This window comes from Streptomyces sp. NBC_01013 (assembly GCF_045162765.1).
Lineage (GTDB): Bacteria > Actinomycetota > Actinomycetes > Streptomycetales > Streptomycetaceae > Streptomyces.
Genome location: NZ_CP108687.1, coordinates 1,470,082 through 1,490,721, shown reverse-complemented (window position 1 = coordinate 1,490,721; position 20,640 = coordinate 1,470,082). Strand labels below are relative to the sequence as shown.

At 70.3% G+C, this 20,640-nt stretch carries 20 protein-coding genes; 13 read left to right on the top strand and 7 right to left on the bottom strand.

Annotated features, from left to right (window positions below):
- Positions 1 to 59: 59 nt before the first annotated feature.
- The 3 genes from OG538_RS06410 to OG538_RS06400 all read right to left on the bottom strand — a co-directional run bounded on the left by OG538_RS06410 (position 60) and on the right by OG538_RS06400 (position 3,766).
- Entirely contained in the window at positions 60 to 1,496 is a 1,437-nt protein-coding gene (locus OG538_RS06410; protein WP_406091036.1) for an exo-alpha-sialidase, read from the bottom strand.
- Between the two features lie 372 nt (positions 1,497 to 1,868).
- Positions 1,869 to 2,870, bottom strand: a complete 1,002-nt coding sequence (locus tag OG538_RS06405) for an acetylxylan esterase (protein WP_406091034.1) — start codon at positions 2,868 to 2,870, stop codon at positions 1,869 to 1,871.
- 176 nt (positions 2,871 to 3,046) lie between these two features.
- Positions 3,047 to 3,766, bottom strand: coding sequence for a FadR/GntR family transcriptional regulator (locus OG538_RS06400; protein ID WP_406091032.1), 720 nt, complete (start codon positions 3,764 to 3,766; stop codon positions 3,047 to 3,049).
- A 170-nt stretch (positions 3,767 to 3,936) separates the two neighbouring features.
- Here OG538_RS06400 and OG538_RS06395 point away from each other — a divergent pair, with 170 nt between their 5' ends.
- The 5 genes from OG538_RS06395 to OG538_RS06375 all read left to right on the top strand — a co-directional run bounded on the left by OG538_RS06395 (position 3,937) and on the right by OG538_RS06375 (position 10,613).
- Positions 3,937 to 5,532, top strand: coding sequence for an ABC transporter substrate-binding protein (locus OG538_RS06395; protein ID WP_406091030.1), 1,596 nt, complete (start codon positions 3,937 to 3,939; stop codon positions 5,530 to 5,532).
- A 219-nt stretch (positions 5,533 to 5,751) separates the two neighbouring features.
- Complete coding sequence (locus tag OG538_RS06390; protein ID WP_406091028.1) at positions 5,752 to 6,702, top strand: ABC transporter permease; 951 nt, start codon at positions 5,752 to 5,754, stop codon at positions 6,700 to 6,702.
- A 1-nt stretch (position 6,703) separates the two neighbouring features.
- Positions 6,704 to 8,677, top strand: a complete 1,974-nt coding sequence (locus OG538_RS06385; protein ID WP_406091026.1) for a dipeptide/oligopeptide/nickel ABC transporter permease/ATP-binding protein — start codon at positions 6,704 to 6,706, stop codon at positions 8,675 to 8,677.
- Positions 8,674 to 9,681: an oligopeptide/dipeptide ABC transporter ATP-binding protein gene (locus OG538_RS06380; RefSeq protein WP_406091024.1), complete on the top strand. Its 1,008-nt coding sequence runs from the start codon at positions 8,674 to 8,676 to the stop codon at positions 9,679 to 9,681. The genes OG538_RS06385 and OG538_RS06380 overlap by 4 nt, the downstream gene beginning before the upstream one ends.
- Positions 9,678 to 10,613, top strand: coding sequence for a dihydrodipicolinate synthase family protein (locus OG538_RS06375; protein ID WP_406091022.1), 936 nt, complete (start codon positions 9,678 to 9,680; stop codon positions 10,611 to 10,613). The genes OG538_RS06380 and OG538_RS06375 overlap by 4 nt, the downstream gene beginning before the upstream one ends.
- Before the next feature lie 87 nt (positions 10,614 to 10,700).
- On the opposite strand, the gene OG538_RS06370 is transcribed toward OG538_RS06375, so the two are convergent.
- Complete coding sequence (locus OG538_RS06370; RefSeq protein WP_406091020.1) at positions 10,701 to 11,549, bottom strand: chaplin; 849 nt, start codon at positions 11,547 to 11,549, stop codon at positions 10,701 to 10,703.
- 360 nt (positions 11,550 to 11,909) lie between these two features.
- Here OG538_RS06370 and OG538_RS06365 point away from each other — a divergent pair, with 360 nt between their 5' ends.
- The 6 genes from OG538_RS06365 to OG538_RS06340 all read left to right on the top strand — a co-directional run bounded on the left by OG538_RS06365 (position 11,910) and on the right by OG538_RS06340 (position 15,114).
- Positions 11,910 to 12,311, top strand: coding sequence for a rodlin (locus tag OG538_RS06365; protein WP_406091018.1), 402 nt, complete (start codon positions 11,910 to 11,912; stop codon positions 12,309 to 12,311).
- A 281-nt stretch (positions 12,312 to 12,592) separates the two neighbouring features.
- Positions 12,593 to 12,826, top strand: coding sequence for a chaplin (locus OG538_RS06360; RefSeq protein WP_406091016.1), 234 nt, complete (start codon positions 12,593 to 12,595; stop codon positions 12,824 to 12,826).
- Between the two features lie 443 nt (positions 12,827 to 13,269).
- Positions 13,270 to 13,560, top strand: a complete 291-nt coding sequence (locus OG538_RS06355; protein ID WP_406091014.1) for a hypothetical protein — start codon at positions 13,270 to 13,272, stop codon at positions 13,558 to 13,560.
- Positions 13,561 to 13,747: 187 nt separating this feature from the next.
- Entirely contained in the window at positions 13,748 to 14,158 is a 411-nt protein-coding gene (locus OG538_RS06350) for a rodlin (RefSeq protein ID WP_406091012.1), read from the top strand.
- A gap of 222 nt (positions 14,159 to 14,380) precedes the next feature.
- Complete coding sequence (locus OG538_RS06345) at positions 14,381 to 14,584, top strand: hypothetical protein (RefSeq protein WP_406091010.1); 204 nt, start codon at positions 14,381 to 14,383, stop codon at positions 14,582 to 14,584.
- Positions 14,585 to 14,703: 119 nt separating this feature from the next.
- Positions 14,704 to 15,114, top strand: coding sequence for a rodlin (locus OG538_RS06340; RefSeq protein WP_406091008.1), 411 nt, complete (start codon positions 14,704 to 14,706; stop codon positions 15,112 to 15,114).
- A 122-nt stretch (positions 15,115 to 15,236) separates the two neighbouring features.
- Here the strand turns inward: OG538_RS06340 and OG538_RS06335 are convergent, their stop codons facing one another.
- Positions 15,237 to 15,737, bottom strand: coding sequence for a DUF5949 family protein (locus OG538_RS06335; RefSeq protein WP_406091006.1), 501 nt, complete (start codon positions 15,735 to 15,737; stop codon positions 15,237 to 15,239).
- A gap of 375 nt (positions 15,738 to 16,112) precedes the next feature.
- Between OG538_RS06335 and rsgA the strand changes: the two genes are divergently transcribed.
- Both rsgA and OG538_RS06325 read left to right on the top strand, forming a co-directional pair.
- The gene (rsgA, locus tag OG538_RS06330) at positions 16,113 to 17,291 is read left to right on the top strand and encodes a ribosome small subunit-dependent GTPase A (protein ID WP_406091004.1); all 1,179 of its coding nucleotides are present in this window, start codon (positions 16,113 to 16,115) and stop codon (positions 17,289 to 17,291) included.
- Between the two features lie 144 nt (positions 17,292 to 17,435).
- Complete coding sequence (locus OG538_RS06325; RefSeq protein ID WP_406100006.1) at positions 17,436 to 18,824, top strand: DNA-3-methyladenine glycosylase 2 family protein; 1,389 nt, start codon at positions 17,436 to 17,438, stop codon at positions 18,822 to 18,824.
- 34 nt (positions 18,825 to 18,858) lie between these two features.
- On the opposite strand, the gene OG538_RS06320 is transcribed toward OG538_RS06325, so the two are convergent.
- Positions 18,859 to 19,341 (bottom strand): DUF456 domain-containing protein, encoded by a 483-nt coding sequence (locus OG538_RS06320; RefSeq protein ID WP_406091002.1) that lies wholly within the window; start codon positions 19,339 to 19,341, stop codon positions 18,859 to 18,861.
- A gap of 117 nt (positions 19,342 to 19,458) precedes the next feature.
- The gene (locus tag OG538_RS06315; protein WP_406091000.1) at positions 19,459 to 20,448 is read right to left on the bottom strand and encodes a helix-turn-helix domain-containing protein; all 990 of its coding nucleotides are present in this window, start codon (positions 20,446 to 20,448) and stop codon (positions 19,459 to 19,461) included.
- Between the last annotated feature and the right edge of the window lie 192 nt (positions 20,449 to 20,640).

Sequence of the window (20,640 nt, the reverse complement as noted above, 5' to 3'; positions counted from 1 at the left end):
GTGGCGGCGACCCGCGTCCAACCACGCCGTGGCGGCTGGACGCAGGGCCGTCGTCCGGGCTACGAGGTGACCGTCACGGTGGCGCTGCCCGAGGCCTGCTTGCCGTCCGCCCTGTACGTGGCGGTGAGCGTGGCGTTGCCCGACGCACCGGCGGCCACGGTGACCGGGACGTTGATGTTGGCGCCCTCCCCGGGCCTCAAGGCGGGGATCGCGGTCCGCGAGGCCGTCCAGCCGCCCGGCACGGTCAGGTCGACGGTGCCCGCACTGCGGCGCACGTCCATCCTGTTGACGACCCTGACCGTCACCTGGGCGCTCGTACCCGCCCTGAGGGAGGCCGGCGGGGTGATCGTGATGTCGGCGCAGGTGCCGCCGAGCCACTTCAGATCGAACGAGTCGTACGTGATGTGTGTGTAGTCCGCGCGCTCGTACAGCAGGCCGACGCGCCCGTCGGGCAGCCGGGTCAGTGTCGAATAGGCCGCGGCGCCCGCGTCGACCACCTTCTTGATCGGCCAGGTCTTCCCGTTGTCGCAGGACATCTTGACCGTGAGGTTCTTCCGTGACGTGGCCTCGGTGTTGCTGAACAGCAGCCAGGACGACTGCGGATTCGAGGCCGGGGCGTCGGGGGCGTACCGCATGACCGAGGCGTTGTTCGCCGGGTCGGGGAGCTCGGTGTCCTGGACGAACGGGGTGTAGGTGACTCCGCCGTCCGTGGAGTACGCGATCGTCCGGTACGGCGCCGAGCGGTTGTTGAGCATGACCGTGCCGTCGTTCAGCTCCACGGTCTTGTTCTCGTCCCCGCCCGGACCGACCGGCGTGCCCATCCGCCAGGTCGCGCCGTGGTCGTCGCTGTACGCGCTGACCGCGTAGTTCGCCCCGTTGTCGCGGATGGCGTACTGCTGGATCAGGCGGCCCCGGTGGGCGCCGTTGCGCAGTTGGATGCCCTCACCGGACGATGCGAACATGCCGCCCCAGGCGGGGTTCTTGATCTGCTTGGTGATCCGGCGGTGGGTCCAGGTCAGTCCGTCGTCGTCCGAGTAGCTGTAGTCGGCCTGAAGGATGTTCGGGTCGGTCTCGTCGTTGCCGGTGGCCGAGCCGAAGAAGCCCTGGTTCACCCCGGCCGCGTAGAACAGGAAGATCCGGCCGGTGGTCCGGTCGACCAGGAGGCTCGGGTCGCCGTAGCCGGCGGGGGCGGCGTCCTTGCGGACGACCTGCTGCGCCTGCCAGGTCGTACCGCCGTCGGTGCTGCGCCGCAGCATGATGCCGATGTTGGAGGGCAGGTCGCCGAGGGTGGGGCGGGCGTCGTAGGCGGCGAGCAGGGTGCCCTTGACCGAGGTGGTCAGCGCCGGGATGCGGTAGTGGGGGGAGCCGACTCCGTCGACGGTCAGGTCCTGGGAGGTGAGCGAGCCGGGGGCGGGCGACGCGGCCTGTGCGGTGCCGGTCGTGGTGATGACCAGCAGGGCGGCGCCGAGCAGGGCGACCGGGACTGTTCGCTTCATGGACGATCTCTCTTCTCGGAAGGGGTGGGGCTTCTCGAAGGGTGGGAGACGGGGTGGCGGCGTCGGGCTACGGGATGTGCAGGGAGCAGACCCGGCCGTCCGCGTCGAAGATCCGCAGATCCTTGATCATTTTCAGGGCGATGCGGTGATGGCCCCGCTCGTAGGGGGGTGGAGTCCGTCGCTGAGGAGGGGCAGGGGGGACCTGGCCGGGCGTTGCCGTCTCTCCAGGCGTTGCAGTGGTCGACGAAGACGGCCTTATGCTGCGCCGCGACCTCGCCCATGACCTGCGCGTACTGGGAGAGGTTCACCCGGCCGGGCTGCCGCGCCTGCGGCAAGGAGCATGGATCGTCTGCGCACGGAAGGTGCCTCCGGTCAGGAGTGGCCGGCCTGCCCGGTCGGCAGGCCTGCGAACAGGGAGCGCACCCAGGCCAGTTGTTCCCGCTGCTGGTACTCCGCGCCGCCCTCGTGCCCGTTGAACGCGTAGATCCGCACCTCCTTGGGGCCGGCGTAGCCGTTGTAGGCGGTGAAGCACGTGGAGGGCGGACAGATGTCGTCCATCATCGCGATGGAGAACAGCGCGGGGGCCGTGGCCCGGGTGGCGAGCAGTGCGGCATCGAAGTACGACAGCGTGGAGAAGACCGACTCGGTGCGGTCGCGGTGGAGTCTGAGGTACTCGGCGATTTCGGTGAACGGCGGGCGGCCCGAGATCTCCGCCCCACGAGGGAAGTTGCAGAGGAACGGAACGTCCGGCATCACGCCCGCCAGCCCGGCCACGAGCCCCGAGACGGCCAGCGCGATGCCGCCGCCCTGGCTGATGCCGGTGACCACGATCCGGTCCGGATCGATCTCGGGCCGGGTCCGCACCACGTCGACACAGCGCACCGCGTCGGTGAACAGCCTTCGGTAGTAGTACGTTTCGGGGCTCTCGATGCCCCGGGTGAGGAAGCCGGGTACGACTCCGGCCGCGCCGCCGTCCGGATCGGCGGTGTCGCCGCCCGCGGCCGACCAGCCCTGGCCGCGGGTGTCCATGAGCAGGTGCGCGTAACCGGCCGCCGCCCACAGCAGGTTCTCGTGAGCCAGGCCCCGGCCGCGGCCGTATCCCAGGAACTCCACGACGCAGCCCAGCGGTTCGCTCGCGTCGGCCGGCATCCGCAGCCAGCCGCGCACCGCCTGCCCGGCGAAGCCGGGGACGGTCACGTCGTACGTACGGACCTGGGTGAGCCCGGTCTCCACCACCGTGAACACGGGCTCGTCAGCCGCGCAGGACCGGGCCTCGTCCAGGGTCCGCGACCAGAAGGCGTCGAAGTCCGCGGGGACGGGAAGCGTCGGCCGGTAGTCGCGGCAGTCCGCGAGAGAGAGGTCCGTGAACGGCATGGAGGTGCCCTCCTGGGGGCGCGGCGGGGAAGTGCCGTGTACGAGGTGATGCATCAATCATCAGACGGCTGACGTCTGATGTCCTGTCGGCACACGGACCCTAGGCACCCACTGAGGGGGTCGTCAAGGGTCCGTCCGGCCGGCCCCGCCGGCTCCGGGGTGTGCGGGTGCGCGGCTCAGCCGCGGGCGCGGGCCTCGGAGATGCGGCGCCTGACCGGGGCGTAGTGCTCGCCGAGCGCCTTGAGGAACCCGGCGATGTCGCCGGCCCGGGCGGCGTCCACGATGTTCTGGTGGGCGGCGATCGTCTCGGTCTCGTCGGCGTGCGTGAATCCGTCCAGGTGTGGCGCCACGATCGCGTACACATCCCAGAACGCCATCGACAGCTGGCCGATCAGATCGTTGCCGAGCGGAGCGACGAGCAGTGCGTGAAAGGCGCGGTCGGCGTCGACGAAGCCGTGCCCCTCCCGGGCCCCGGTCTCGCGCATGGTGGCCACCAGGCCGTCCAGCGTGTCGAGCTGCTCCGGGGTGAGCAGGGAGACGATCCGGTCGGCCATCCCGCGCTCGAAGAGCTCGCGTACGTCGACCAGGTCGGCCATCACCTGGAAGTCGTCGTCGGGGGAGAGCAGCCCGCGGAAGGTGAGGCTCTCCACCAGTGCGGACAGGCTGAGCCGGCCGACGTAGGTGCCGTGCCCGTGGCGGACCTCGACGATGTCCAGCGCGTTGAGGATCTTGACGGCCTCGCGGACGCTGGAGCGGCTGGCGCCGAGCGCCTCGCACAGGGCGGGCTCGGTGGGCAGCGGGTCCCCGGGGCGAAGCCTTTTCTCGAGGATGTACCGCTTGATGCCGTCGACGACTTCCTGCCGGAGCAGTTGTCGCCCAGGCCTCGTTCCGGACATATGTGAACTCCCCACCTCTTGACCCCCATCGATTGTCAAGCTACGTTCCCACGCTATCAAGGCATCAGACATCTGACGTCTGATGCTTTAGGTTCCACAGTCTCCGTCGAACCTGTGCCGGACCCCCGTTCTCACCCCCTGACGCCCCACCTCAAGTCCCTGGAGGACCCGTGCCCGAGCTGAGATCAGCCGGTGTCGAGCGCCGCACCTTCCTGCGTTACACCAGTGCTGTCGGTGCCGCGGCCGCCATCACGGCGGGCCTTTCCGCGTGCGGCGGTCCGTCCTCGACCGCCAACGGCTCGACGGACAAGGGCGGCGGCAGCGACCTCATCGAGGCCGGTCTGTCCTACCCGCTGTCGACCGGCTTCGACCCGATGATCACCTCGGGTGCGACCCCGTACGCCGCCAACATGCACATCTTCGAGGGGCTGGTGGATCTCGATCCGGCAACACTCGTGGCCCGGCCCGCACTCGCCACCGAGATGCCGAAGAAGATCAACGCCACCACCTACCGCGCCACGCTCCGCAAGGGCGCGACCTTCCACGACGGATCGCCCGTCACCGCCGACGACGTCGTGTTCAGCTTCGAGCGCATCCTGGACCCGAAGAACGCCTCGCTGATGGCGCAGTTCGTGCCCTTCATCGACACCGTCAAGGCCGTCGACGCCGGCACGGTCGAGTTCAAGCTCACGTACCCCTTCGCGCTCTTCCCGTCCCGCATCGCCGTGGCCCGGATCGTGCCGAAGAAGATCGTCGAGGCGGACGTCAAGGCCTTCGACGCCAAGCCCGTCGGCTCCGGGCCGTACACGTTCGTCTCGGCGACCCGCGAAGACAAGATCGTCTTCGAGAAGTACGAGAAGTACAACGGCGCGCACCCCGCCAAGGCCAAGAAGATGGTCTGGCGCCTGATATCGGACCAGTCGGCCCGGGTCAGCGCCATGCAGTCCGGCCGGGTCCAGGCCATCGAGGACGTCCCGTACATCGACGTGAAGGGGCTCTCCGCCACGGCGAAGACCGAGTCCGTGCAGTCGTTCGGCCTGCTCTTCCTGATGTTCAACACCGCGGACAAGCGGTTCGCCGACAAGCGGGTCCGCCAGGCGCTCCACTACGCGCTGGACACCGAGAAGATCATCAAGACCGCCATGGTCGGGAACGCGACGGCCGCCACGGGCTACGTCCCCACCACGCACCCCGACTACCACAAGGCCGCCACCGTCTACACGCACGACGTGGCCAAGGCCAAGAAGCTGCTGGCCGAAGCGGGGGTGAAGGACCTCAAGTTCACCGTCCTGACCACCGACACGGGATGGGTCAAGGACATCGCCCCGCTGATCAAGGAGAGCTGGGCCGCGGCCGGTATCGAGGCGACGCTCGGCATCGCCCAGTCCGCGGCCCAGTACGCCAAGGTCGACAGCGGTGACTTCGAGGTCCTCGTCGCACCCGGCGACCCGTCCGTCTTCGGTAACGACGCGGACCTCCTGCTGCGCTGGTTCTACTACGGCTTCTGGCCGGAGAACCGCTACGGCTGGTCCAGGACCGCCGAGTACAAGAAGGTCAAGCAGCTCCTCGACAAGGCTGCCCAGGCCGGGGACGAGGCGACCCGCAAGCAGCTGTGGGGCCGGATCACGGACGTCGTCGCCGACGAGGTGCCGCTCTACCCGATCCTCCACCGCAAGCTGCCCACCGCCTGGAACGAGAAGGGCCTGGCCGGCTTCAAGCCGCTGCCGACCACCGGCCTGTCCTTCCTGGACGTCGGCCGCTCCTGACCGTTCCTCCCCGCCGGACCGTACGGCAGTCCCCGCACAGGCTGCCGTCCGGCCCGGCCCCCGGCGCTCCCGTCCGGTCCGCGCCGGCCAGGACCCGCCCGGACCGGACGGGAGCCCGCTGACCGGCGCCGCCCCCGCGCGCCCGATAACCCGGTCCAGGACATCGAACACCCCCGGTGTCCTGGACCGGATGACCGCCCAATCGCAAGGAACCCGACGATGGTTGCTTTTCTCCGGCTCGCGCTGCGCCGCGTCGCGATGATGCCGGTGATGATCCTCGGTATCGCGTTGCTCGTCTTCGTGGTGCTGCAGTTCTCGCCGGTCGACCCGGCCTTCAACGCGCTCGGGGACAGCGCGACTCCAGAAGCGCGGGAGGCCTTTGCCGAGGCCAACGGGCTCAACGACCCGCTGCCCGTCCGCTACTTCGACTTCCTCGGTCAACTGCTCCACTTCGACCTCGGGATGACCGTTCCCCCGAGTCAGCCCGTGGTCGACCGGATCACCGCTGCCTTCCCGCTCACCCTCCAGCTCACCGTCCTCGGGCTCGTCATCGCCATCGCCCTCGCCGTCGTAGGCGGCGTCCTGGGCGCCATGTACCGCGACCGCTGGCCCGACCAGCTCTTCCGGGTCCTGTCCATGGCCGGGGTCGCCGTCCCGTCCTTCTGGCTCGGAGTCCTGCTCATCCAGCAGTTCGCGCTGAACACCCGGATCTTCCCGACCGGCGGATACACGAACATCGCCGATTCGTTCGGCGGTTGGCTCGAAACGATGATCCTGCCCGCCGTCTCACTGGCGGTGCCCGTCGCCGCGTCGCTCGCCCGCCTCATCCGCACCTCGATGGTCACCGAACTCGACCGGGACTACGTGCGTACCGCCCAGGGCAACGGCCTGCCGGTCTTCCTGGTCATCCGCTCGGTGCTGCACAACGCGCTCGTCACCCCGCTCACCGTGCTCGGAGTCAAGGTCGGCTACCTGCTCAGCGGCGCCGTCGTCATCGAAGCGATCTTCGACCTGCCCGGCATGGGCAAACTCATCCTCGAAGGTGTCACCGGAGGCGACGTCGCCCTGGTCCAGGGCACCGTACTGACCATCGCCATCGCCTTCCTGGTGGTCAACGTCGTCGTCGACCTGCTCTACCTGCTGGTCAATCCGCGCATCAGGACGGTGTGACATGTTCGCCACGGGCCGTCTGGCCAAGAAGCTCTCCCGACCGGGCGTCGCGTTTCGCGCCCTCCCGGTAACCTCGCGCGTCGCCCTCGGCGTCCTGATCGTCGTCGTCCTCGGCGCCGTACTCGCCCCCCTGCTCACCCAGGACCCGCTGGCCACGGGCAACCCCGTCCAGGCACCGGGCGGAGAACACTGGTTCGGCACCGACCGGGCGGGCCGCGACGTGCTCGCCCGCGTCGTGCACGGATCGCGCTACTCGCTGATCATCGGCCTCGGCGCGACCGCCTGCGCCCTGATCGCCGGGTCCCTGCTCGGCTCGCTCGCCGCCACCTCGCGCAAGCTCGGCGACGAGTCCGTCATGCGCACGCTCGACGTCATCATGTCGTTCCCGCCGATCGCGCTCGCGGCCGTCCTCGTCGCCGTGTTCGGCACCAGCATCCCGGTGATCATCTTCACGATCGCCTTCGTGTACACCCCGTCGCTCGCCCGCGTGGTCCGCGCCAACGTCCTCTCCCAGTACGGCGAGGACTACGTGGCCGCCGAGAAGGTCATCGGTGCCCGGCGCGGCTACATCGTGCTCCGCCACGTCGCCGTGAACTGCATGGCCCCGGTCATGGTCTTCGCGACCGTCATGGTCGCCGAGGCCATCATCTTCGAGGCCAGCCTCTCCTTCATCGGCGCCGGCGTGCAGGACCCCGACCCCAGCTGGGGCAGCGTCCTCGCCTACGGCCGGCAGATCCTGCTGGCGGGCGGCTGGTGGGCCACCTTCTTCCCCGGCCTGGCCCTGCTGATCACGGTCCTCGCGCTCAACGTCCTCTCCGAGGGCCTCACCGACGCCTCCGCAGCGCCCAGGAGCGCCCGCGCCGCCGTCGACCCCACCGCCACCACCGCGCCGGACCCCGTCGAGGCCGCCGCCACCGTCGACATCGACGCCGCACTCGCCAAGCTCGCCCGGCACATCAACGCCACCGAGCCCACCATCACCCCGGTTCGCGCGGACGCCGACGAACTCCTCGTCGTACGCGACCTGGCGATCCGCTTCCCGGACCGCTACGGCGAGATCCCCGTCGTCGACAGGCTGAACTTCACCGTCCACGAGGGTGAGACCCTCGGGCTGGTCGGCGAGTCCGGCTGCGGCAAGTCCATCACCAGCCTCGCCGTCATGGGCCTCCTCGCCCGCAACGCCGAGGTCAGTGGGGAGATCCTCTACCGCGGCCGGGACCTGCTGAAGCTCCCGCCCAAGGAACGCCGCGCGCTGATGGGCCCCGAGATCGCGATGGTCTACCAGGACGCGCTCTCCTCCCTCAACCCCTCCGTGCTCGTCGGCACCCAGCTGAGGCAGTTGACCTCGCGAGGCGGCACGAAGACCCCCGCCGAGCTCCTGGAACTCGTCGGCCTCTCGCCCGAACGCACCCTGCGCAGCTATCCGCACGAACTCTCCGGCGGGCAGCGCCAGCGCGTGCTCATCGCCATGGCCCTGTCCCGCAGCCCCCGCCTCCTGATCGCGGACGAGCCGACCACCGCCCTCGACGTCACCGTCCAGGCCCAGGTCGTCGAACTCCTCATCCGGCTCCGCGACGAGCTCGGCTTCGCCATGGTGCTGGTCTCGCACGACCTCGCCCTCGTCGGCGACCTCTCCCACCGGGTCGCCGTGATGTACGCGGGACGGCTCGCCGAGGTCGGCGACACCCGGTCGGTCCTCACCGATCCCGCCCACCACTACAGCCGCGGACTCCTCGGCTCCGTGGTCTCCCTGGAGGCCGGCGCCGAGCGGCTCCACCAGATCCGCGGTGTCGTTCCCGCCCCCCAGGGCTTCGGTGCGGGGTGCCGCTTCGCAGGCCGCTGCGGTGCGGCGACCGACCTCTGCCGCACCACCACCCCCGCCCTCGCCGGACGCGGCGCCGCGAAGGACCACGGCTTCGCCTGCCACCACCCGGCCGGAGCCGCCGCGAAGAAGCTGGAAGGGAGCGCCCTGTGATCAGGCTCAACGGCGTCCACGTACGCCACAAGGCACGCAGCGGAGGTCTCTTCAGCCGCGACGCCGTCCATGCGCTGACCGATGCCACGCTGGAGGTCAGGCGCGGCGAGATCGTCGGCCTGGTCGGCGAGTCGGGCTGCGGCAAGTCGACGCTCGCCCGCGTGCTGACCGGACTGCAGAAGCCCACCGAGGGCGAGGTCCTCTTCCACGGGCGTGACCTGTGGGCCATGTCGGGAGCCGAGCGGCGTGGTGACTTCGGCTCCGCCGTGGGCGTCGTCTTCCAGGACCCGTCCACCGCCCTCAACCCCCGGCTCACGGTGCGCCAGATCCTGCGCGACCCGCTCGACGTGCACCGCCGCGGCACCCGCGAGGAGCGTGAGGCCCGCGTCGAGGAACTCCTCGACCTGGTCGGGCTGCCCGGACACACTCTGGCGGCACTGCCCGGCCAGCTCTCCGGCGGCCAGCGCCAGCGCGTCGCCATCGCGCGGGCCCTGGCCCTCGAACCGGAGCTGATCGTCGCCGACGAGCCGACCTCCGCACTCGACGTCTCGGTCCGCGCCCAGGTCCTCAACCTCCTGGTCGACCTGCGTGAACGCCTCGGCCTCGGCATGGTGTTCATCTCGCACGACATCCAGACCGTGCGCTACCTCGCCGACCGCATCGCCGTCCTGTACCTCGGCCGCATCGTCGAGGAGGGGCGCGCGGCCGACGTGGCGGGCCGGCCCAGCCACCCGTACACCGAAGCCCTGCTCTCCGCGACCCCCAGCCTGCTGGAGACCACCGAGCGCATCGTGCTCACCGGCCCGGTGCCCTCGGCCACCAACCCGCCGCACGGCTGTCCGTTCAGCACCCGCTGCTGGAAGGCCGACGACGAGTGCTCCACGGTCTTCCCGGCGGAGACCTTCGGGTCCGGCGAACACCGCTGGCACTGCGTCCACCCCCAGACTCCCGCGTCCCCCTCCGGGGACCCGACCCCCGTACCGTCCGCAAGGAGCGCCGCATGACCGCCCGAACCCCCCGCTACTCGGGAGTGATTCCGCCCGTCGTCACCCCGCTCACCGCGGACGGCGAGCTCGACCGCCCGTCCCTGGAGCGGGTCGTGGGGCATCTCCTCGACGGCGGTGTCAGCGGACTCTTCGCCCTCGGCAGCTCCGGCGAGACCGCCTATCTGACACCCGGACAGCAGGACCAGGTCGTCGAGGTCATCACGTCGGCCGCCGCCGGCCAGGTGCCGGTCCTGGTCGGTGCGATCGAGACCACTACCAATCGGGCGATCGAGCGGGCCCACCGGGCCGCCGCCCTCGGCGCGGACGCCGTAGTCGCCACCGCGCCGTTCTACACCCGCACCCATGACCTGGAGATCGACCGGCACTTCCGGGACATCGCCGCAGCCGCCGGACTCCCGCTCCTGGCGTACGACGTGCCGGTCTGCGTGCACAGCAAACTGGACCCCGAACTGCTGCTGCCGCTCGCGGCCGACGGCGTGCTGGCCGGAGTGAAGGACTCCAGCGGCGACGACGGCTCGTTCCGACGGCTGGTCATCGGCGCCCGGGAACTGCCGGACTTCTCCGTCCTCACCGGTCATGAGCTGGTGGTCGACGCGATGATGCTCGGCGGCGCCGACGGCTCGGTCCCGGGGCTCGGCAACGTCGACCCGCACGGGTACGTACGCCTGCACCACGCCGCGGTCACCGGCGACTGGGCGGCGGCGAAGGCCGAGCAGGACCGTCTTGTCGCTCTGTTCGACATCATCCGGGCCGCCCGTCCGGGCACCGCGTCCGCCACGGCGGCCGGGCTCGGCGCCTTCAAGACCGCGCTCATGCTGCGCGGGGTCATCACCACCAACGTGATGAGCCCGCCGATGCGCCGGCTGGACGCCGCGGAGACGGCGACGATCGCCGAGTGCCTCGACCGCGCGGGGCTCTCCAGGGTCTGACGGCCGACGGGTCCGGCACCCGGACGTGAGAAGGTCCGGCCGGTCAGCTTCGTGCTGTCCGGCCGGACCTTCGCGTGTGGGGCTAGGTCACTTCTGCGCGGCGCGGCTGCGGCGCATCAGCAGGCCACCACCGAGCACGAGGGCGGCGCTGGCGCCACCCGCGATGCCCAGGTTGTCGTTGGCACCGGTGTGCGCCATCTGCGGCGGCTTGTGGTGCTTGGACGGGGTGTGGTGCCAGGTGTGGGTCGGGGGGTTGTGCGGGTGCCAGGTGTGGGTCGGCGGGTTGTGCGTGGGCGGGTTGTGGTGCGGGGGGTGCGTCGGGGGGTTGTGGTGCGGCGGGTGGGTCGGCGGGTTGTGGTGGTGTCCCGGAGGGCAGTCGCCGTCGTGGTGGTGGTGGTGACCCGTCGGGGGCTTCGGGGGCTTCGGCGGGTTGTGGTGGTGGGTGGGCGGCTTGTGGTGCGTCGGCGGCTTGTGGTGGTGCGGGGGCTTCGGGGTGTCGACGTCGCCCGACTCGTTCTCGCACTCGTTGCCGAAGGCGGGGTTCAGCAGACCCACCACGTCGACGGTGTTGCCGCAGACGTTGACCGGGACGTCGACCGGAGCCTGGATCAGGTTCCCCGACAGCACGCCGGGGGAGTTGGCGGCGACGCCGTCGGCGTCCGCGCCCTGGGCGTCCCCGGCGTCGGAGCCGCCGTCCTCGTTCTCGCACTCGTTACCGAACGCGGGGTTCAGCGCGCCGATCACGTTGACCGTGTTCCCGCACAGGTTGACCGGGATGTGCACCGGCACCTGCACGGCATTGCCCGAACCCACACCGGGCGAACCGATCGCGGCGCCGTCGGCCGAGGCGTCGGCGAATGCGTAGCCGCCGGAGGCGGTCAGGATGCCTGACGCCGCCGCCATGACGAGCACGCTTTTACTCAAGGCTTTTCGCATGGGTTGCCCTTCCTTAGGACATTACGCGCGGGCGACAGTGGCCCGCAGTTCATTCATCAGGCGGTCCAGCAGCCCTAGGGCCTGCCAGTTCTGCTGGGTGGGCGTCCCTTCGGGCAAGCTTGACGACACCCATAACGAGGCAAAATCCATAGGGAAACGTGCAACCAGTGAAAATCCTGTGATCACTCGGACGGGTTACGCATACCTGTTCGTCTGGCGGCTCTCTCCGTACTTCTCGATCCCTTTCGCACGGGCGTCCGCATGATCTCGGCATTCGGGTGAATGGAGATAACCAAACGTCCGGAAGCCAGTTGGTCAGTGCGCTCCGGTTCGGGGCGTCCAGTACGAGAAGGGTTCATCGTGATCAAGAAGGTCCTGGCTACGGGTGCCGTTGCCGCCTCCATCCTCGGTCTCGGCGCGACGCAGGCGATGGCCATCGGCGACGCGGGCGGCACGACCTCCATCAACGGCAACGGTGCCTCGCAGTCGTTCGGCAACGCCGAGACGCACGGCGACGGGAGCCCGCAGTTCGGCCTGGTCCAGGGCTCGCTGAACAAGCCCTGCGTCGGCCTGCCGGTCAAGGCCAACGTCGGTTCGCTGATCGGATTCATCCCGATCGCGGTCCAGGACGTCAACGTCCTGTCCTCGCCGCAGAACCAGCAGTGCACCGAGAACTCCACCCAGGCCAAGGGTGACGAGCCGCTGTCGCACATCCTGTCCGGCATTCCGGTTCTCTCCGGCAACGGCGCCGGCAACAGCTGACCCAGCTGTCAACAGGCCCGGTCCGTCGGCATTTCCCGTCCGGTGGCCCGGGCCTGCTGCTGCCCTTCTCGCGGCGCCAGAGTCCGCCGCGGAGACGGTGACAGCGTGTGACCTGAACTGCGTCATCCGGGCGGAATCCGAAGATTCTCTTCATTGAAGAGTTTCGCTTACCGTCCTAAATCGTTACGAATTACAGTGGTGGAGTTACGAGCGATCAGGACCGCGCTCGTGCGGCACGAAAGTCGTGGCCGCTCCGGACTCCGTCGAAGAAAGGGCTGAACGTGAAGTACACCAAGATTGCCGCCGTCGCCGCCGGAACCCTCATGGCCATGGGTGCCGCCGCCCCGGCCTTCGCCGACTCCGGCGCCGAGGCCGCGGCCGTGCACTCCCCGGGCGTGCTGTCCGGCAACGTCATCCAGGTTCCGATCCACATTCCGGTGAACGTCTGCGGCAACACCGTGAACGTCATCGGGCTGCTGAACCCGGCTTTCGGCAACACCTGCGCCAACGTCTGATCCAGGCGCGCCGAATTCGTTCGGCACACCGGTCTGCCCCGGATCGCATTCCTTGCGATCCGGGGCTTTCCTCTTTCCTGCGTTCCGTTCCGGGAGTTCGCAGCTCTCCTCGATGCGGTGGAACGGCCGGTGGCGCTCCACCGGCCCGGGGCGCGGTGCGCCGGCGGCTGGGGGCTGACATCGGGGTGGGTGCGCGGAACGGAGTACGGACAGTGCACCACCGAATCGTGTCCGGTGTCCCGCTCCGGACTCGAATCGGTGAATAGTCATGCAATCTGCTGGAGTCGCGAGGCAGCGGTCAGGAGAAAAGCGGAATCATCCAGTTGCCCGGCCGCAATCGCATCGTTACTCATGGAGAAAGCGGCAGAAGTCACAGCTAAAGAAGGCTGGTGCGGCGCGGGGACGCGACCGAAACTGCTGCCGCTGCAGAAGGGAACCCGAAAGTGAAGTACGCGAAGACAGCTGCGTTCGTCGCCGGTTCCGTGGTTGCTCTCGGAACGGCTGCTCCCGCCTTCGCCGTTACCAACGCCACGGCCCCCAGCTTCAGCCTCGACGGCGGTGTCAACCAGGTGGTGGCCGCGGCCCCACAGGCCGTCGACCCGGTCGTCGACACCGTCGGCGGCGCGGCCGACGCACTGCAGAAGGACGGCACCGTCACCAAGGTCGCCGGTCAGACCACCGGTGCGGCCAAGGGTGCTGCCCCGCTGATGGGCGGCCTCCCGCTCGGCGGCTGACCGCCACCACGACGTCGGTTCCCGCCTCGCTCCGAGGCTCGCGCATGTCTCCGGTGCCGCGCGATCCGTAACCGTACGGATCGTGACAACACCGTTCGAGTGAAGCGCCACAACCATTCCCGCCACCGCGAGTTGATCAGGTAGCTCCGGACAGGCGGGCAACAGAAAAACCCAGAAGGGCTATTTCATGATCAAGAAGATTATGGCCTCGGCGGCCGTCGCTGCTTCCATCGTCGGCGTCTCCGCCGCGATCGCGCCGCAGGCCATGGCGATCGGTAACGAAGGAGGCACCACCTCGGTCAACGGCAACGGTGCCGTGCAGTCCTACGGCAACTCCGCCACCCACGGTGACTGGAGCCCGCAGTTCGCGCTCATCCAGGGCTCGCTCAACAAGCCCTGCATCGCCCTGCCGGCCAAGGCCAACGTCGGTTCGCTCCTCGGCGCCGTCCCGATCTCGGTCCAGGACATCAACGTCCTGTCCTCCCCGCAGAACCAGCAGTGCACCGAGAACTCCACCCAGGCCAAGGGTGACGAGGCTCTGTCGCACATCCTGTCCGGCATCCCGATCCTGTCCGGCAACGGCGTCGCCAACGACTAGTCGTTCCCGAGGCGCCCGCGGTTCCCGGGGCGCCCGCGGTTCCTGGATCACACGTGGGGCCGACCCGTCCTCGCGGCAGCCGGATTTCCGGCCGCCCGGGACAGGTCGGCCCCACGTCGTGTGCCGAGGTGGGGCCGGGCGTTCGCCCGAAAGGACGGGACCGCTGGGCCGGTTGCCGTAGTGGCGGCGGAGGGCTTCCGCCGGAGCGGGTAGAGGCAGTTCATGGACCAGTACGACAGTCAACGACGACCGGACGCGCGCCGGTACCCGCAGGACGGCACACCGATCTACGACCGCCTCCTCGCCGAGTGGCAGGCGGCGGCCCGCGGCGGGATGACACCGCCGGGCGGCGCGGACTCCGGACCGCCCGGTGTGGGCGGCCTCGTGCCTGGGGCGCGCATCTCCGGTGAGGGATCGCGGGGTTGACGTCGAGACGTCGAACTTACGCTGGATTGAACCCATTTGAGTGGAACCGCGGAACCGAAGCCTCCGCAAGAGGTTGATCAGTACGTTCCAGAACGGAACGCTCCGAAAGGTGAAGCGTGATGAAGAAGATGATGGCCGGCGCAGCAGTGGCCGTGTCCCTGGTCGGTATCTCGGCAGCCGTGGCCCCCTCGGCCATGGCGATCGGGAACGAAGGGGGCACCACGTCGGTCAACGGCAACGGCGCCGTGGACTCGTTCGGCAACAGCGTGACCCGGGGTGACGGCAGCCCGCAGGTCCAGCTCGTCCAGGGTTCGCTGAACAAGCTCTGCGTCGGAGCGCCGATCAAGGCCAACGCGGGCGCGCTGGTGGGCATCCTCGTGCCCGTGGCGGTCCAGGACATCAACGTCCTGTCCTCCCCGCAGAACCAGCAGTGTGCCGACAACTCGACCCAGGCCAAGGGCGACGAGGCCCTCTCGCACCTCGTGAACGGCATCCCGGTCCTCTCCGGGAACGGCATCGGCAACAACTGAGTCCGGCACGCACCGCGGGCGGCCCGAACTTCCGGGCCGCCCGCGGTGCGTGGGTGAGGAACCTGAGCACGCAGATGCCCACCGCTCCACGGGGGCGGTGGGCATCTGCGTGGCCGGGAAGGTCAGCCCAGGCTGCGTACCGGAAGGACGCAGTGGGCGGAGCTCGCGATGACCTCCGGGTCGCCCGCGAAGAGTCGGAGTTCCTCCTCGCCCACCGGGAGCCCGGGGGCCCCCTGCGGCCAGGGGCGGGTGGCGAACATCGCGTGCACCTCGCCCTGTTCGTTGGCGGCGGCCAGCCACTGGGGCGGCACGGGGTACTGGGCCTTGAAGTGAGGCAGCGTCAGAACGGCCTGGCCCGCCTGGACGAGGAGCTTCACCGGGAGGCCCGGAGTCTCGTCGGCACGCACCGGGGCGCCACCGGCGGGGAGCCCGCAGCGGTTCAGGGCGATGCGCATGGCGGCCTCGCCGACCTCGGGTCCGTCGGATCCGTCGCCCAGCGAGTAGGCGAGCAGGAAGGCGATGTCGTGCCCGCCCTGGGGGTGCTCGCCGCTCCAGCCGATCAGGATGAGCGTGCCCAACTGGGCCTGGGTGAACGTGCCGGGGGCTGTCTGGGGGGAGGTCATGTCCGGCACCCTAACCGTCCGCGACCGGTCGATCTCCATGTGTATCACCCGATCGAGTGAGAGCATGTGATATTCCCGGCCGGAACTCCAGGACCGACTCCTCTGCGGCTCCCCGGAACGGAGCGCCGCAGTAAATCCGTTGACGCCCCCCGGCGGTCGCGGGCTATCGTGTGCAGCGTTACGGACGGCGGAGCAGACCGCCGGTGCCGGACCGTGCGTGAAACCGGAGGTGAGGACATTGATGACTGTCGCTGCGATGGGCGCTGCCCACAAGCCGAAGATCATCGTTCCCACCCCCGTGGCCGCCGGCTGACCTACCTCGAGCACCACCGCGCCGCAGTGCGCTCTGCCGGGCCACCCTGTGAAGGGTTTCCCTTGTCTTTCCCGACTTCTTCTTCTCCTTCTTCCTCCTCCACTCTTCAGGGCTCCTCGTCGCACCCGCTGGCCGCCTATGGCTGGGACGACGGCTGGGCAGCCGAGTTCGCCCCCTACGCCGCGCAGGGGCTGCTGCCGGGACGCGTGGTGCGGGTCGACCGCGGGCAGTGCGACGTCGTCACCCCGCACGGCACGGTCCGCGCGGACACCGCGTTCGTCGTACCCCGTGACCCGATGCGGATCGTCTGCACGGGCGACTGGGCGGCCGTCGACCCCGACGGTGACCCGCAGTTCGTCCGTACGCTGCTGCCGCGCCGCACGGCCTTCGTCCGCTCCACCTCGTCCAAGCGCTCCGAGGGCCAGGTGCTCGCCACCAACGTCGACCACATCGCCATCTGCGTCTCCCTGGCGGTCGAACTCGACCTGGGGCGGGTGGAGCGCTTCCTCGCCCTGGCCATGTCCAGCACCGGTGGTGACGCGCTGCTCCGCGACGGCGCGGCGGGCGGGGACGGCGCGGCCGAGACGATGGTCGTGCTGACCAAGGCCGACCTGGTTCCGGACGCCGTCACGCTCTCCCACCTCGTCCAGGACGTGGAGCGGCTCGCGCCCGGTGTGCAGGTGCTGCCGGTCAGTTCGACCACCGGGGAGGGCGTCGACGTGTTCTCCGCCATCGTCTCCGGCGGTACGAGCGTGCTCCTCGGGGCCTCGGGCGCGGGCAAGTCCACCCTGGCCAACACCCTGCTCGGGCACGACGAGATGGAGGTGCAGGCCACCCGCGACATGGACGGCAAGGGCAGGCACACCACCACGACCCGGAATCTGCTGGTGCTGCCCTCCGGCGGGGTTCTCATCGACACCCCCGGACTGCGCGGCGTCGGCCTCTGGGACGCGGAGACCGGTGTCGGACAGGTCTTCTCCGAGATCGAGGAACTGGCCGCGAAGTGCCGGTTCCACGACTGCGCCCACGAGGCCGAGCCGGGCTGTGCGGTGATGGCGGCGGTCGAGGACGGATCGCTGCCCGAGCGGCGCATGGACAGCTACCGCAAGCTGCTCCGCGAGAACCAGCGCATCGTCGCCAAGACCGATGCCCGGGTCCGCTCCGAGATCCGGCGCGACTGGAAGCGCAAGGGGGCCGAGGGCCGGGCCGCCATGGAGGCGAAGCGCGGCCGGGTGCGCTAGGTGTATTGACCCGTGAGGTTGGGGACGCGGCGGCAGCGTCTGCCCTGGCGGACGCTGCCGCCGCAGCACCGGCCGAGGTGGACCTGGTCGACGTCCGAAAACCGCGAGTGCGGGGGTGTCCAGGGGCGCACACTGGACGGTGTGATGGACGAAGAGACCAGGTACGAGGCGGTGAGCAGCCGCGACGCGCGTTTCGACGGGGAGTTCTTCTTCGCCGTCGAGACGACCGGCATCTACTGCCGGCCGAGCTGCCCCGCCGTCACCCCCAAGCGCAAGAACGTCCGCTTCTATCCGACCGCGGCCGCCGCCCAGGGCAACGGCTTCCGGGCGTGCCGGCGCTGCCGCCCGGACGCCGTCCCAGGCTCCGCGGACTGGAACGTCCGGGCGGACGTGGTCGGCCGCGCCATGCGGATGATCGGCGACGGTGTGGTGGACCGGGAGGGCGTCCCCGGTCTCGCCCACCGGCTCGGCTACAGCTCGCGGCAGGTCCAGCGGCAGCTCAACGCAGAGCTGGGCGCCGGGCCCGTCGCCCTGGCCCGCGCCCAGCGGGCGCACACCGCACGCGTCCTGCTCCAGACCACCGCGCTGCCCGTCACCGAGATCGCTTTCGCGGCCGGCTTCGCCAGCGTGCGCCAGTTCAACGACACCGTCCGGCAGATCTACGCCCGGACCCCGAGCGAGCTGCGCGCCGAGGCCGGCACCGGGCTCGGCGCCGCGGTCCGGGAGGCCCGTACCACCGGCATCCCCCTCCGGCTCGCCCACCGGGGGCCGTACGCGGCCCGAGAGGTGTTCGATCTGCTCGCGGCCGAGACCGTCGTCCGCATCGAGGAGGTCAGCGGGGAGCCCGGTGCCCGTACCTACCGCCGTACCCTGCGCCTGCCCCACGGCACCGGCATCGCCGCCGTGGACGAGCGGTCCGCCGGCAGCTGGCTGGAGGCCCGCATCCACCTCACGGACCTGCGTGACCTGACCACCGCGGTGCAGCGGCTGCGCCGGCTCTTCGACTTGGACGCCGACCCGTACGCCGTGGACGAGTCGCTCGGTACCGATCCGCTGCTCGCGGCCGGGGTCGCGGCCCGCCCCGGGCTGCGCTCGCCCGGAACGGCGGACGCCGAGGAGTTCGCCGTACGGGCGCTGCTGGGTCCTGCCGCCGCCGGAGAGCTGGTCGAGACGTACGGCAAGGTCCTGGACGTGCCCTGTGGCGGCCTCACCCATGTCTTCCCCGAACCGGGCGTCCTGGCCGGCGCGGTGGCGGACCCTGCGCTGCGGGCGCTCGCCGCGGCACTCGCCGACGGGGAGGTGCGGCTCGACGCCGGTGCCGACCGGGACGAGGCCGAGCAGGCGCTGCTGCGGCTGCCCGGCATCACACCGGCCACCGCGAAGCTGATCCGGATGCGCGGCCTGGGCGACCCCGATGTGGACCCGTACGGGACGCCCGGTTCGGAGCGGTGGCGGCCGTGGCGCTCCTACGGCGTTCGCCGTGCGCAACCCACGGCCGGGGCGACCCGGGCGCCCGCGCAATTCTCTAGGTGATCGGGCTTCGCCCAGGTGAGGACTACGGGAGCCGTCAGCCCCAGATCGCCGCGCCCAGCCACGCCCCCGCCACCAGCAGGCATGCGAAGAGCTCGACGAGGACGGAGTAGCCGGTCGCCCGCATCACCGAGCGGACCGACGCCCAGCCCGCGCCGCGGCTGCCCAGCCGCAGCCGCTCCGCCCCGTAGATCACGCCGACGTACCCGGCGATCGCTCCGACCACGGGGATCACGAAGAATCCGGTGATCGCGCCGATCCCGCCGAGCATCAGCGTCCGCCGTGGCGCCCCGGACTCACGGGGGCGGCGCGGCGGCAGGAGCGGTTTCAGCGCCTGGTTCAGCAGCAGCAGCGCCGTGGCCCCGATCAAGATGCCCCAGGCGGCCGGGGTCATGTCCGTCAGCGCCCACCACAGGACGGCGGCCCAGACGATCGCCTGCCCCGGCACACCGGGGACCAGCACACCGATCAGGCCGAGGAGCATGACCAGGCCGACGGCGACGAGCTGCCACACACTCATCTGACCAGCCTGCCGGAATCCGGCCGGTCCCGCCCGTCGTCGCTCCCGGCTCCCGAGGCCGTCGGCGCAGCTCAGAGGCGCGGAGACGGGGTCGCGGAGACAGGGACGCGGGCCCTTTCAGGGACGCAGCTCGCGGGCGACCCAGCCGCGCTCGTACGCATGCCAGCCCAGCTGGAGACGGGTCGACACCCCGGTGAGCTCCATCAGGCCCTTGACGCGGCGCTGCACCGTCCGCAGCCCCAGGTCCAGCTGCTTCGCGACGCTGGCATCGGTCAGGCCGGCCAGCAGCAGCGACAGGATCTCCAGATCCGTCGGATCGGGACCCGTCGTGTCCTCGACGATCCGGCCGCTCTCGGCGAGCCGCAGCGGCATCGCCTCGCGCCACACCGCCTCGAAAAGCCCCGCCAGGGACTCCAGCAGTCCCGATTCGTGTACCACCAGGGCCGCCGGCTCCGCGCCCCGTCCGGTCAGCGGCACCATCGCCATCGCCCCGTCCGCGACGACCAGCTTGGTCGGCACCCGGTCCACGACGCGGCACTGCTCGTCGCGGCTCAGCGCCGCCGACAGTTCCATGATCCCCGACGGCAGCCCCAGCACCGCGCGCTCGACCACCACCCGGAAGGACACCCCGCGAGTGGCGGCCTGCTCCTCGGACTCGTTCTCGAGCCCGCTCACCGCGATCGGGTTTCCGGTCACCAGGGCGCACACCTCACTCGTCGCCCCCAGCTGCAGCTGATGGAAGCGATGAGCCACGGCGCTCGCACCGGTGACCACCTCGACCAGGTCGTGCACGGCAGGCTCGGCGGCGTCCACGCGATACTCCTCGGCCAGCAGCACCGCCGCCAGCTCCGCCTGCTCCAGCTCGTGGCGCTGCTGCGTCAGCAGTGCTCCCAGCGCGACCCCGGGCGGCGCCGCGACCCACCGCCCCGTACGGGCCGACGACTGGGCGGCCAGCCCGTGCTGCTCCAGCCGCCGCAGTGCCCGCTCGGTGTCCCGTTCGGGCAGTGCCAGCCGGTGCGCGAGGTCGGTGACCTCCGCTGCTCCCACCGCCACGAGCGCGCGATAGGCCGACTCCTGTGTCTCGTCGAGACCTATGGCTCCCAGCATTCCCGGACCCCTCCCGACCGCGTTGCTTCCCTGCCGTGACGCACTGCTCGGCCGTCCTGCCATGGCGGAAAGCGGCCACGGCGTAAACCCGCCGTGGCACATCATCCCTGTCCCGCCCGTCACTCTGCCAATGTGGCGCCACCGCAGTACCAACAACCTCCGGAACGCGGGCCTTTGTGCCTTTCCGTTCTG